Source organism: Pseudovibrio sp. FO-BEG1, assembly GCF_000236645.1.
Taxonomy (GTDB): domain Bacteria; phylum Pseudomonadota; class Alphaproteobacteria; order Rhizobiales; family Stappiaceae; genus Pseudovibrio.
In genome coordinates this window covers 1,918,179-1,930,974 of record NC_016642.1, presented here as the reverse complement: position 1 = coordinate 1,930,974, position 12,796 = coordinate 1,918,179, and the positions used below count along the sequence as shown (strand labels likewise).

Below are 12,796 nucleotides of genomic sequence, written 5' to 3'. Positions count from 1 at the left end.
GTTGCTGCTGTGGGCGGGAAGCGGACATTAGCTGTAGATTCGAAGAACTCGATCAGAGTTCTCCGAACCCGACATTACTTAGAGTGACTTGATGGTGGCAAGTGGGTCTATTCAGTGGTTCTCGGCTGAATACTAAGTCACCATCATGCTATGAATACCCGGCGTCCGGCCACCACCGAAAACACTGCTTAGATCATACTTCGTCAGGCTGGACGATATTGTCACCGTCCTTTATGACCACCGAGTCGGGATCATGCTGACCAATCTCATAGGCATACCTGACATGGAGATTGCGACATAAGATTGAATGCTCAATCAGCAAATCAGGCATTGACGCGCTTTCAGACACTACGACAGGAATCAAAAAGAACATTCCGAACTTATTGAATTGCTCTAAAAACATCTCCAGATTTTCGGAACTTTCGGGCTCCATGTTATGTATCCGTGACACATTGTAGATCCGGCTGCCTGGATTTTCTTGTCCCAGGCCGTTCTCGATCGATCTGGAGATGTGGACACGATAGTGGTGTTCTTGTTCCGCCTTGACCCCTCGAATAATTGAAATTCTGATTTGGTCATCAACGTCCTTCCGGCCAAACTTCTTGTTCCATTCCTTAAAGATGCCAGTGGCTGCGTCCCGGTCGGATAGCACCAAACCTAACATTGGAGGTTGCTGATCTTCGGCTCCGTTGTGCGCATAGAGCACACCTTGCCATCCAGCCTTATCCCAGAGCGGCAAATTGATGATGCTGCATGATTTTATTGCTTTGTGACTTTGCGGCGTCTCGAACTCATCAGGCACCTCGTTGCTTCCAGCCCACTCATTAGACTGGGATATTCCACCCTGTTTTGAAGACTGCGGGACAACGTCAGGCAACGGATAAATAGGCGGATATGATTTTTCCCTAAGGTGTTCGAAGTCATCCAAAGACGATGCATTGGTTCCCATAACACGTTCCAACGCAAAATGTGCGAAGCTGAACGAGAGAGCTCGCTCAAGCACCTCTTCTTGTGTCACCATCTGATCTAACGACTTTTCCGTTTCAGGCATCATCGAAATCGCGCTTAGGACAAGCGCGCACAATTCTAACAGATGAGGCTGAGCCACCATGACGGCTTGTGAATTCAAAACCGATTGAACCTGAGGCCACATGACGGTGATGCGGCTGCTACTCTCGTCAAGCTCGATAGAGACCTCTTCAAGATCAATTTGCAACGAAATGAATACATCCAGCCGCTCGACACGAGGGAAAACCTGATGTCTGAAAGCTGTAGCCATGAAACTTTCAACCGCCGTTAGGCATGTTTGGCACAGCAGAACATCGTCCAAGGTGTCTCCACCGTGAAAGTTGATCTCTACACCGATTATGGTGGTTTGAGCTTGGAAGGCATGACCTTGGTTTAGTCCCAAAGCCTTTGGCATGCTGGAGCGTGCTGGTTGTGCGGCTAATAGACTGGTCATATCGGCAACTTCAGAAACTTCAGTGCCTTCTGGGATCAGTTCCATTTCAACAAGTTTCTCTCCCCAGCCGAGCCGGTACAGCAATATGAACTCAGATTGATACATGCCCAGTGCATCAAGAATGTCAGGAAGGCCAGACAATACCGGGATCGAAGAATTGGGAAGCCCCGCGATGAAACAAGCGTGCAAGCGATCAAGCTCAGTGATCCGCTCTTCGAGGTGAGCTTTGCTTTCTTTAGCAAGAGGCAACGTCTGTAGGAGCCCCATCAACCAAAACATACATAGGATGAGGTCAGAGGTGCGCCCCAGCTGCACGCTCAGCATGCCCAACAATGAAACCGTTGGGATTGTTTCTATTTTCGTCTCGGCGTTTTTGGACGAGATCTTGTTTGCATTGACAAGTGCAGACAAACAGGTAGAGCGAGCCGCCCACAACAATCCAGCACTACGATACGCAACAGCGATGTAATACAGGGTGTTGAACTGCTCTTCGGTGTATTCGTCTTTCCTGAAACGTATCGACGCCTTGCCAAGCCAATAGATGGCATCAATCGGCATTTCATTTTTTGCCTTCCCAAGACCACGCCGAAGGTAAATCTCGCCTGCTTTCCCGTCTTGCTCCCGCTGTCCCATGAACTCTGCGAGTGTCTCCGTCAGTCTGTCAAGAGCTTCGCTTTCTGGTGACATCGAAGATATTCGTTCCACAATGTCGTCAATCAGACTTATCGGGAACTCAGCAAGCCCTTCTGAGCGGCCAACGATTTCATCTAGGTTACCCCAAATGCTCTCCAGCGCTTCGGGATCGTTTCGTGAGCCTTCGTCGTGTAGCCTCATGAGAACTAAAAGAGTTTCGGCGTGGAGCGCGTTATTCGGTTGAGACGCGTTCTGGCTCATGGCTGTGAGCTGGTCGGCCATTCGCGCTCTTCTTTCGTCGAGCTTTAAGTGTTCTGCGGTTTCGAAGTTTTGAGCAGCGTGGCTCGACATGACACTTAGGTAATTGCCGACTTTTGACAGGTCCGCTGCCGTCCCAGAACTCAAAGCGAGGTTTTCAACCTCTTCATACATGCGGTTCATCGGTTCGACGTCGTCATGGAACCAAAACATCGCCCAGCAATACTCGTAGTTAGCGCGCAAGACCTGATCATGAGAACCGCTTTTGTTTGCCACATTGATCGCGCGATGATAGCGACCCTCTGTCTCAAAGCGTGGGCGCTCTAGGTTTCGTGACAGGCGAGCAGCTTCATAGGTGTCTGAGACAAGTTGGGTCTGATCGCTCCTTTCGTCGCCCAATTTTTTGATGCGCTCTTCGATCTCTTCCAGTTCTTGGTTCCGACGGAAGTCATTGGGGCCAACCAGCTCTTTTTCAGGCTCATAGGTTCCTGCACCAAGATCCTTGTAGGCCAGGTCCTCAAAACCGTTCTCAATTGTCTTCTCGATCAACCACTCTCGGTCCAAAATGGTCACGGGAACACCGTACTTATCGGTGAGTTCCTTCTCGATGTCATGGCAGCGTTTCGCCTTAACTGGACGACTGGTTAGAAAGTATATGCGATCGTACTTGCGACCCGTTTCGATGATCCCTTTGACGTCGCTGCGAACTTTGGGTGCCCACTTCTCCTTGGCACTCATCGCAAAGGCCCAACGTTCGGTGGCTGCGTTCGCATCACCCACAAACCAACGTTGTGCGATCTCTTCTGCAACCGCGTAAGTCTCAGTATCGACTTTTCCATCGCCTCCACCCTCGGGACCAGTTTGTGTCCTTAGGTTAGGGCAAATGACACGTTCACAAAGATGACGACAAAAAATTTCGAAGTCTTTGTGTTGATTGCGTTCCGTTAGTGTTTCCAACCAATGGCTGAATTCCGATCTATCGAGTTTGTATGCACCAACTCGGCTGCTGTCCGAAAAAAGGTACGGGCGCCATTCTCTCATTAGCTCAGATGGTTTTGGGTAATCTCTCATACTGTCCCGATGTTTTCTAAATTTCTAGCTCTTTGAAATTGGCCTCAATCCAAGCTGAAGGCGAGTATACTAGATAGTATCGGAACCAGCGAAAGCAGGCAAAGCTTTAATGTAAAAACACTATAGGGCGACCGCAAAGTCAGCCATTGTATTTTCGCCTACATTGAATGGCCGCTTTTGCACTTTGCAACAGCGAAATTGCTGCCATAGGCTAAAGTCGGCTGTTGGGGCCTTCGGGTGGTTGCAGATCGTTTGCGAGGACTACTGAAGAAGTCTCTTGGTGGAACTGATTCAACCCGTGATAGAACCTCTTGAATGTCAGCCTTTGGCCCAAAGCGGATTTTTGCATTGCTAGTGAAAACCCCATCTCGGCTAAGTTTCAGTTCTAAAATAGGCTAAATCGTCTCTCGGCCCATCATTCATGTATAAACTCTGCTAAGCTTCCGGACTGCTCTGCTTCCAACTCAGCTTGAGCTTTTCTTCGAGTTGATCGGGTTGCACCTGGTGTCTGTTTGTATTGCTTCTTATAGTAGCGCGTTAGGTGCGAGAGATCTGAGAAGCCGCAACCGAGAGCAATGTGATCTAAGGGTTGGTCGGAGTTCTCGAGAAGCCATCGCGCATGACGAAGACGAAGGCTACGGTAATAAGCACTCGGAGACATGCCTGTATGCTCTAAGAATAAACGACTGAGCTGGCGCTGACTAAGGCTTAGGGTGTTGGCCAGTTGTGCGATCTCAAGAATCTCTTCGAGGTTCTGCTCCATCAGAAATACAGCTTTGCGTAGTCTCACATCGCTAAACTGAGGGATATCCAGATCAAAGGGTGTTTGAGATTGCCGAGCTTCTCTGGCAGAAATTAAGATCAGGTGCCGCAAGCATTTGATGACTTTCCCCTTACCCAAGTGTTTATCCACCAGGTACAAGGCCAGATCTGAACTAGCCGCTCCTCCTGCACATGTGATGATGCCACGATCTTCGATGAAGAGCTCGTCTGTAACCGCTATTGATGATGGAAAGTGTCTCTTAAACTCCTGATAATGGTACCAATGCAGCGCAGTCCGTACGTTTTTCATAATACCTGCACGTGCAAGAGCAAATGTACCGGTACACATACCGATCATTTTATTACCTTGCTGACGGCATCTTTTGATGAACTGGATATAGGCATCAGGATACAAGCAATCCTTGGGAAGCTTACCTCCGATAATGACGATGTAGTCATAACCTGTAAGATCGCATTCAAGCGTTTTGTTGGGTGTGACCGCTATTCCAGAGCTGGACATGATTGGGTTCGTTGAGACGGATAGCAGATCCCACGAACAGTTGATCTGCCTGCTTTCATCACCATCGTCCGCAGCATGGCGTAAGACCTCAGTCATACAGCTCAGTGCAAGAAGCGTGAAATTGGGAAGCAGCACCATCGCAACTTTCATCTTACACTCTGCTCTCCGGCTTAATGATTGAGGTCTCATCTTCATCACTCTTAAAGCAAGTCACGTACTTTTCATCGTGAGTAAATCAAGAAACGCATCATTCTCAGATCGATCCCAAACCTAAGCGATGCTCGAATGAGATGCCAAAAGAGATTTGCAATAAAGCTGAATGCAAACCTCTTTTGAACTTCAGATTTCTCCTCAACTAACGGCTTCTGCCTTAACTGAAACACTGGACTTCAGTTGTTTAGCGATCATAAAGCCGAGTAGTACAATGCCAACATATCCATTCACCACATAAACAACGTTCAGAAGCTGATCGAACGGAATAAAAAGACCCAGCGTTGCGCCAACCAGTGTAAGACCGGCTGTGATTAACTTAGACTTTGGCGTTCCCTCTGGAGTGATCCGAGCCGATACATTCCAAAGCAGCGGTGCTGTTGTTGTGTAAATGCCTGCAATGATGATGAATGAAAATGCGCTTGCAATGATCGGACTCACATCAGCTGCCAACACAAGCATCGGGATTTGTGTTCCTGCAACATTGTTCAACTGCCCCATCAAACCCAAAGCAACTACGATAATAGCGCCTGAGAAAAGCATCGCACCCAAAATGCCTCCACCTTTCACTTCGGAGTCATTTGATGTTTTTGAGCCAATTGCGGCCATGAAGGCACCAAGCAGCAACATGCAAAAGCCAACATAGTTGAGAGCTGCAAAGAACCAGTTGCTCGAGGCTTGCAGAACAACACCTTCCTCAACTTTGCTTTCAATAAGCGGTGTGACATCACTGGGTGTTAAATTACCGAGGTTACTGAAGATAGAAACAAGTCCAAGAACAATTGCAACACCGGCAATGACGGGTCCAAGTTTCCCAATAATGTCAACGATACGATTCAGGCCCATAATCACTGTGACAAACGCCAGGATTGCAATCAACGAACCACCAAAGATCGTTGGTAATCCGAAGTGTTGGTTCAAGGCTGCGCCTGCGCCCGCAACCATTACTGAAAATGTCAGGAAGCAGAACAATGTCGAGAAGTAATCATAGAACATTCCGACATGTTTGCCGCAATAATACTGGTAGACGTCGTTTGCTTTGTTGAGCTTTTGATGTCGCCCAACAGACATGAAGCAAATAGATACGTAAGCAAATAATATAAGGGTAAGAGCAGCGCCCAAGATGCCCCAATATCCATAGGATACGAAGTACTGAAGGATCTCTTGTCCCGTCGCAAAACCCGATCCAATCTGATAGGCGGTAAATGCTCCCGCAATAGTAACAATCTTCATCAGCGAGTTTGACTTCGACTGCATGACCATTCTCCCGTTGGTTGTGTTGTCGATTAGTTGTTATGTGTCGGAGCTTTGACGTCTGGGCCCCAGGTGTCAGACATCGTGTAGCCAAGAGGGAAAGGATCGCTAGGATGGACGCCATGTTGCTCAATTGAGTAAATCCAACAGCGGCCTGTCAGGCGTGGAACAATCGCGTCCCTATCACCAACCTTACATGTGGCAGCAATCTCGGCTTCAAACCGTCCTCCAATCGTGGACTCCATGAACACCTTGTCGCCAATCTCCAACTCGCCACGGGCATATAGACATGCCATTCGGCTGGAGGAGCCAGTGCCGCATGGAGAGCGATCAACACGGCCAGGGAAGATAATTGTTCCGTTCTTGTAGACAGTTGTCTCGGTTGGGTGCACTCCGGTGAACATGACATATTCAACATGGTTGAACTGCTCGATCTCAGGGTGTTGCACCCTCACCTGCTGATCAACGGCCTTTTTGATTGCATGCGCTGTATCAACCATCTGCCGTGCGTTCTCTGGTGAAATCTCAAAGCCAAGGCCTTCAGCATCCACCATGGCAAAGTAACAACCACCAAATGCCACATCGACTTTGATTTCACCGAGACCATCCACCTGCACCAGATGATCAAGGTGCTCTACGAAGCTTGGGCAAATATCGATTGTGACCTTTTGAACTTTGTGGTCTTTGCAATGTGCAACGACTGGAATGAGGCCTGCTGGTGTATCAATTGTCAGGGTATTCTCACCATCTTGCATAGGCAGCATGCCAGATTCCAGAACAGCAGTTGTGACGCACATTGTGTTGGAACCTGATAGTGCGTGGGCAGCATCCGGTTGCATGACGATAAAGCCCACATCAGCTTTCGGGTTTACTGGTGGAAGAAGCAGGTTCACTGACATCTGCGCACTTCCGTGGGGCTCGTGAAGTGCAAAGCGGCGAATGCTGTCATCTACGTTGTTGATGTGGAGCATTTTGTCCAACATCGTTTCACCCGGAATGTTGATCACTCCACCCGTAATGACGCGGCCGACCTCACCCTCGGCATGCACGCCGAGCATGGTAATACTTCTATTCCATTGCATTGGATTTTCTCCAGTTATCGAAGAACTAGCTTTTTGCTTTTTGTTTCAGGAGTTCCCGCGCAGTTGCAGTTACTGCGCATCCACCTCTGGCGGTGCAGAGCATGTCCGAATGTGTTTTGCTGGCCACTTGCATCATGGAGCCGATGAGTTCATCCATCGGCAAGACAGCTTCAAAGCCACCAAGGACCGCTGTGACCGAACTGATGGCGTGAGAAACCCCACCAATGTTTCTTGCGTGACACGGAATTTCTACTTCGCCGTTTACGGGATCACACACCAGTCCCATGGTGTTCATCATGCAAATTGAGGCAGCATCAAATGCTTGTTGTGGTGTTGCACCCAGCACATGTGCAAGGCCAGCTGCAGCCATTGCAGCTGAGACGCCTGTTTCTGCGTTACAGCCTGCAACTTCTGCAGCGAATGTAGCTTGCTGTGCGACAATCGCTCCCACCAAAGCCGCTACTTCCAAAAGATTGATGCAGTCATCTTTTGTGAAACCACTTCTCAAAAGAGCGTATGCGATACCCGGAACTATTCCAGCAGAACCGGCGGTTGGTGCAGCCACTACAATGCCTCGGCTCGTACCAGACTCCATTGTAGCTAATGCCGCAGCAATAGCGCGGCTCAAGATTGGGCTGGCGATGGCAGAAGCTTGGGTAGACGCTATCAATTGAGACGCCTTGGGAGAAAGGAACTTCATCCCCTTTGAGTCTTGTTCTAGCGCTTTTTCTATGGAAGCAAGCATGGTTTCCAATCTTTGCAGAAAAAGCTCGCGTACTTCTGCTTTTGTCAGACCAAGTTGCTTGGCCTCATATTGCTCTGCAAGCTCATGGAGAGGCGCCTGAGTTGCTGCATTCAGAATATGGCTGGAACTCTCAAACAGGGGTGTTGCATCTTTAATGATGAGTTGTGCCGGTTTGCATTGTCTTACACGAACAACATCATCCAATCGCCGTAGGTTTGCGATGACATCAGGCCTAAGAGGCACCAGAGTTTGAATTTCGATGGTGTTATCCGAGCAAAAGGTCGAGCAAACTCCAAGATCAGCAAGAAAATAGTTTTCTCTGATATGGGCAAGTGTTTGCTCGACTACCTGCCGACTGCTGGCTTCGACCAGCGTAGCGTAGAATGCACCACTGATCTGTAAGTCGGCCCCATTAAGGGATGTAAGCTGAAACATGCCCCCGCCAACTGAGACAGAACGCCAGTTCTCGTGTCTGATTGAGCCATCCTGTTGCATTATCTGCAACTCAAACTCAGCATCATTGGGATGGCTAGCCGCTTGCAAAGGCTTGATATTAAAGCTGAGGTCGAACAGCCTATCCTTCGCAATATCATCTTGAGCATGAGCGTAAACTGGATGAGTCATTGCTCGACCCAATAGTCCTGCCGCAATACCTTGGTCGGAGCCCTGGTTTTTATAAACACGCGCATAGGAGCCAGTAGGATCGAAGTTGATACGTGCTGAGAGTAATCGTTCACCATCGACAAGACTGAGTTGCCGAATACAATCTGCGATAAAAAATGGCCCTGCGGTATGAGAACTCGATGGCCCCCGCATGACTGGACCTAACACTGAATTAAGCAAGCTGTAGCTCATAGTTAACCTACGTATCCCAATAAGAGACCTTTATTCAGTACTGACCAGACAGAAATGGAAGATACTGCAGAGACACAAATGTATCGGGATACCTGCCCTTTACTTGCCAAAGATCAGTTGACTATTTGCTCTTCAAAATACTTTCTCAAAACCACCCATCAAAAGAGCCATATGAGCTTTGTATTTCTTGCTTAAATTTATAGATATAATTGATTTTCAATAATAGGACAAACTGGACATCACGTAGGAATGATAGGACGTCTAGTCCTTGTGCAACTACTGAGTAACTCAGTTGCCAAACAAAACAGCACTGTCTTGCCTGAAGCCTACAAGCAACTATTGCCTTTTTGCAATGGATAGTCCGCTAAGTCAGAGTGATTGCTTCCTTTGAATATTTTGAGTATCCCCTAGTATAGCGCAATGAATGCTTGTTTGCGGAACAAGCCACCAGATCAAGGTTGGCCATCAAGACCAAGCGTGTTGCCAAAACAAAGATTTTGTAGCTGCAGTTTTCTCCTCCGATTACCAGTCTCAATCAGAAAGCCGTGTAGTCTTTCATATTGCTAGATGAATGTTCTCTTCGCAGACGCCAACAATTACATTTAGCATCGCGCGAATGGCTGCTGTTGCCCCTCGTCGGCTGCAGAGGTCTCAGACTGACTCGACTTTTTGCAGTGCAGCCAACGACATCCTTACCCAATGTTACCAGTTAAAAATTATTAAACTTGGGTGAATACGCCTCAATGTTCCCTTGTTGTTCTTCTCGACGCTCAAATATGCACGTTCAGTCCAGTTGGGCCTAATTGGAACGAGCTTTGGTGTTGGCCATATACTCAGCGCTATCTGATCTTGGACGTTGCAACGTCAAACATGTCATAGGTGCATATCAGAGTTAAAGGCCATTTTATCTAAGGACTTCAAACACGATCAGGGCAACTCCAGACAACAAAAGCATCACCAGTACTACATGTCGAAACAGCGTGGCGCTCATATATTGACCGAGATAATTGCCTGTTTTCGTCCCGCCATAAACGATACCTAGCCCGACGAAAGAAACGGCAAATGCACCAATATGCAACAACCCCAGATATGTGAGGCCTATCATCATGCTAAGGGTGAGGAATGTAAAACATGTATTGATAGCCTGAATAAACTCAGAGCGAGGTAATCGAAGAGAAATGAGATATGGCGCCACTGGTAACAATTGAGAGCCAGTCATGCCGCAAAGAAGCCCTGTAATAAATCCGACTGGGCTTGCGAAAGCGCTCTCCAGATGGGGAGGCAAACTGAAATCCTTCGATGCTATAGAATAAAAATAAAACAAGATAATAAGAGTGCCCAAGGTTATGGTGAGCAAATGCATCGGTGCAGTACTCAAAAGCCATAAACCCAAAACCACTCCTGGAATCGTGAAGATGTGCAGTTTTTGAAATCGCAAAAAAGAGGTTCTTACATTACCAGATTCGTAGACAAGAATGATGTCTATCGCTAACGCAGGTATAGTAATGAGAGGTATTGCGCGATCCAAGCCTATGAAATGAACCAGGATTGCAAGGCAACTCGTCGTGAACCCAAGTCCCGCGAACCCTTTGATAAAGGCTGCAAAAAAGTATGTAGCTGCAATCAACGATAGTTCGATGTAAGAATAACCCAGAACCCCGGCTTCATCCATATTGCAGCCTCTCCAACAGTTAATCTGATGTGTAATAGGCTTTCATAAATGATCAAACAACCAAGTAACGATACCAGTAAAAATGGATCGGTGTGGAGGAGCCAGAATTGCATTATCAGATTGTCTTGAATGCAAATAACCAGCTCAAAGCATACAATGTTTGAGACATATATAATGACCTGTAAAGCTCCGACAAAGAGATGCTATTGGCCAGAGCTAAGGGCCTCCGTAGTCAATTGGAGGTTCTAGGCCGATCGTAAGGACCTGCAAAAGAACATTCGGTGTTGCTTGCTTCGACTTCACGTAGAAGTATTTCAATCTCCACTAAGGCTCGATTACGAACACTACATTCCATTATCACTTTTTATCAGCATGCAATACACTTACTAAACCAATCAGTTAGAAGATTCATTTTCGTTTCACTTGACCCATTCGGATAAAATGGTACTCTCGACCCAATTCAAGAAGTGAGTCGTGCATGATTGGGAAGAGTGACACTTATAGCCGGACCTACACGGCGTCCGAAGTTGCCAAGATCGTTGGGATGAATATTGAGACGTTGCGGGTCTGGAGGCGGCGGAAGCAATTGGTGCTTGAGGGCGAGCGCCAAGGCTGGACCCGATATACCTTTAATGATCTGATGGCCGTTGCCACCTACCACAACATGGTACGCTCTCACTGCACAAATACGATTGCAGAGCTGATTGCCGGGACTGTCTCACAGCAGCTCGCCAACAAATGGTCTGGTATTCTTGGCACAGAAAGTAGTGTTTTCTGCCTTTGCAACAATGCAATGGATGAGGAAAATATTCAGATAGAGATGCATCTCGGACTGGAAGAGCTTCTGAAGGCGATCACTCAGATTATGCGAAGCTCAAAACGTCAGCCTGCCTATCATATTGTCGATTGTGGTGCTTTGTTTTTGAAAGTGCTGGTATCTTGCACAAAGGTTCGTGAGGAGAGCGAGTAATCACTTTGGCTCATTAAATCACAGGCCCATGCTGTCGGCATCAAAACATCTATAGCCTGAAGATCGAGAGGGGATTGATATGGCGAGAGCGCAGTTGAACTTGAGTATCCAGCCGTATCGCATGCTGAAGAGAGCTGATGCGGCTTCCTATTGCGGACTAAGTGCAACCAGCTTCCTGGCCAATTGCCCGGTTCCCGCTGTTCTTCTTCCCGGAGGGCGCAAGGTCTGGGACGTCAAGGATCTGGATCGCTGGATTGAATGCCTGAAAGAAAACAGCCATCCATCTGATGATGATCTCCTCAATCAGCTGGGAGCCTGATATGACGATGATCCGGGTTAAAGGCTTCAAGATCTTCAATGACCAGCATGGCAAGCTCCGGTGTTATCATCGCAAGACTGGAGAGGCGATCAATCTGGAAAAAGCGCCAATTGGCAGCGCTGCCTTTCTGGCGGAATGCGAGCGACTGACAAGCTTGATGTCAGTGGCTGATACCAACAGACCGGGCACGCTCGGCAATCTGATTGACAAGTATCGCGCCAGCTCTGCCTTTCTTGAACTAGCCGATCGCACCAAGTCGGACTACCAGAAGGTCTTTGATTATCTGGCGCCAATCAACAACACCCCCCTCACCCGCTTTACCTCACCCTTCATAGTCAAACTCAGAGATAAAGCAGAGGAGCAGCGTAAGCGGCGCTTTGCAAACTATATAAAACAAGTGCTCTCTGTTCTGTTTTCTTGGGGCAAGGAGCGCGGGTTCGTCAAAGAAAACCCTGCGGGTTAAATCCATTCGCAATCCTAAGAACGCTCCAATCGCCAACAGGCCCTGGACGGATGACGAGCGCAGGATCGTTTTAAAACACGCATCTCCTCAAATGGTTCCTGCCCTTACCTTGATGATGTATACGGGACTTGGTCCACAAGACGCTCTAACGCTTTCCAAGCAGCAATACCAAAATGGTTTCATCTCAACACGGCGAGCCAAAACAGGGGCTCCGGTCTTTTGGCCTGTCATTGCACCTTTGAAAGCAGCTCTTGATGAAGCCCCTACCCACTCGGCTCCAACGCTTTGCGCAAACTCCAGAGGGCAATCATGGACTGTCTCGGGGTTCAGAGCATCATGGCGCAAACTACGCATCCAATTAGAAGACAAGAGCCTGATTGAGCCGAGCCTCACTCTTTATGGCCTGCGGCATACGGTGGCGACCATTTTGCGGGAGATTGGGCTGAACGACAGAGACCTTGCTGCTGCGCTGGGACATGAGACAGAAGCCATGGCGCGGCTTTATGCAAAAGGAGCTGAT

Annotated in this window: 9 protein-coding genes and 1 pseudogene; 4 read left to right on the top strand and 6 right to left on the bottom strand. The window is 48.1% G+C overall.

Annotated elements, in window-relative coordinates:
• Window positions 1-193: 193 nt before the first annotated feature.
• From PSE_RS08875 to PSE_RS08850, 6 genes are all read right to left on the bottom strand, one after another.
• Complete coding sequence (locus tag PSE_RS08875; RefSeq protein ID WP_148266118.1) at window positions 194-3,310, bottom strand: hypothetical protein; 3,117 nt, start codon at window positions 3,308-3,310, stop codon at window positions 194-196.
• A gap of 529 nt (window positions 3,311-3,839) precedes the next feature.
• Window positions 3,840-4,856 (bottom strand): GlxA family transcriptional regulator, encoded by a 1,017-nt coding sequence (locus PSE_RS08870; protein WP_051125894.1) that lies wholly within the window; start codon window positions 4,854-4,856, stop codon window positions 3,840-3,842.
• A gap of 201 nt (window positions 4,857-5,057) precedes the next feature.
• Entirely contained in the window at window positions 5,058-6,173 is a 1,116-nt protein-coding gene (locus PSE_RS08865; protein ID WP_148266117.1) for a hypothetical protein, read from the bottom strand.
• A 29-nt stretch (window positions 6,174-6,202) separates the two neighbouring features.
• Complete coding sequence (locus PSE_RS08860) at window positions 6,203-7,252, bottom strand: proline racemase family protein (protein ID WP_041768184.1); 1,050 nt, start codon at window positions 7,250-7,252, stop codon at window positions 6,203-6,205.
• Between the two features lie 25 nt (window positions 7,253-7,277).
• Window positions 7,278-8,852 carry an L-serine ammonia-lyase, iron-sulfur-dependent, subunit alpha gene (locus PSE_RS08855; RefSeq protein ID WP_041768182.1) on the bottom strand — a complete coding sequence of 525 codons (1,575 nt, stop codon included), beginning with the start codon at window positions 8,850-8,852 and terminating at the stop codon, window positions 7,278-7,280.
• Between the two features lie 904 nt (window positions 8,853-9,756).
• On the bottom strand, window positions 9,757-10,524 hold the full coding sequence (locus tag PSE_RS08850) for a sulfite exporter TauE/SafE family protein (RefSeq protein ID WP_014284521.1): 768 nt from the start codon (window positions 10,522-10,524) through the stop codon (window positions 9,757-9,759).
• A 478-nt stretch (window positions 10,525-11,002) separates the two neighbouring features.
• Between PSE_RS08850 and PSE_RS08845 the strand changes: the two genes are divergently transcribed.
• The 4 genes and pseudogenes from PSE_RS08845 to PSE_RS27620 form a co-directional block, all read left to right on the top strand.
• Window positions 11,003-11,494, top strand: a complete 492-nt coding sequence (locus PSE_RS08845; protein ID WP_014284520.1) for a MerR family transcriptional regulator — start codon at window positions 11,003-11,005, stop codon at window positions 11,492-11,494.
• Between the two features lie 79 nt (window positions 11,495-11,573).
• Window positions 11,574-11,813 carry a hypothetical protein gene (locus PSE_RS08840; RefSeq protein ID WP_208998123.1) on the top strand — a complete coding sequence of 80 codons (240 nt, stop codon included), beginning with the start codon at window positions 11,574-11,576 and terminating at the stop codon, window positions 11,811-11,813.
• A 1-nt stretch (window position 11,814) separates the two neighbouring features.
• On the top strand, window positions 11,815-12,276 hold the full coding sequence (locus PSE_RS27625) for a hypothetical protein (protein ID WP_051125893.1): 462 nt from the start codon (window positions 11,815-11,817) through the stop codon (window positions 12,274-12,276).
• A 91-nt stretch (window positions 12,277-12,367) separates the two neighbouring features.
• Window positions 12,368-12,730, top strand: a pseudogene (locus PSE_RS27620) (hypothetical protein); the annotation flags it as partial.
• Window positions 12,731-12,796: the final 66 nt, after the last annotated feature.

Bases quoted from the DNA above. Each gene is read 5' to 3' on its own strand.
- PSE_RS08840 (WP_208998123.1), top strand. From the start codon at position 11,574: ATGGCGAGAGCGCAGTTGAACTTGAGTATCCAGCCGTATCGCATGCTG.
- PSE_RS08865 (WP_148266117.1), bottom strand. From the start codon at position 6,173: ATGCAGTCGAAGTCAAACTCGCTGATGAAGATTGTTACTATTGCGGGA.
- PSE_RS08860 (WP_041768184.1), bottom strand. From the start codon at position 7,252: ATGCAATGGAATAGAAGTATTACCATGCTCGGCGTGCATGCCGAGGGT.
- PSE_RS27625 (WP_051125893.1), top strand. From the start codon at position 11,815: ATGACGATGATCCGGGTTAAAGGCTTCAAGATCTTCAATGACCAGCAT.
- PSE_RS08855 (WP_041768182.1), bottom strand. From the start codon at position 8,852: ATGAGCTACAGCTTGCTTAATTCAGTGTTAGGTCCAGTCATGCGGGGG.
- PSE_RS08870 (WP_051125894.1), bottom strand. From the start codon at position 4,856: ATGAAAGTTGCGATGGTGCTGCTTCCCAATTTCACGCTTCTTGCACTG.
- PSE_RS08850 (WP_014284521.1), bottom strand. From the start codon at position 10,524: ATGGATGAAGCCGGGGTTCTGGGTTATTCTTACATCGAACTATCGTTG.
- PSE_RS08845 (WP_014284520.1), top strand. From the start codon at position 11,003: ATGATTGGGAAGAGTGACACTTATAGCCGGACCTACACGGCGTCCGAA.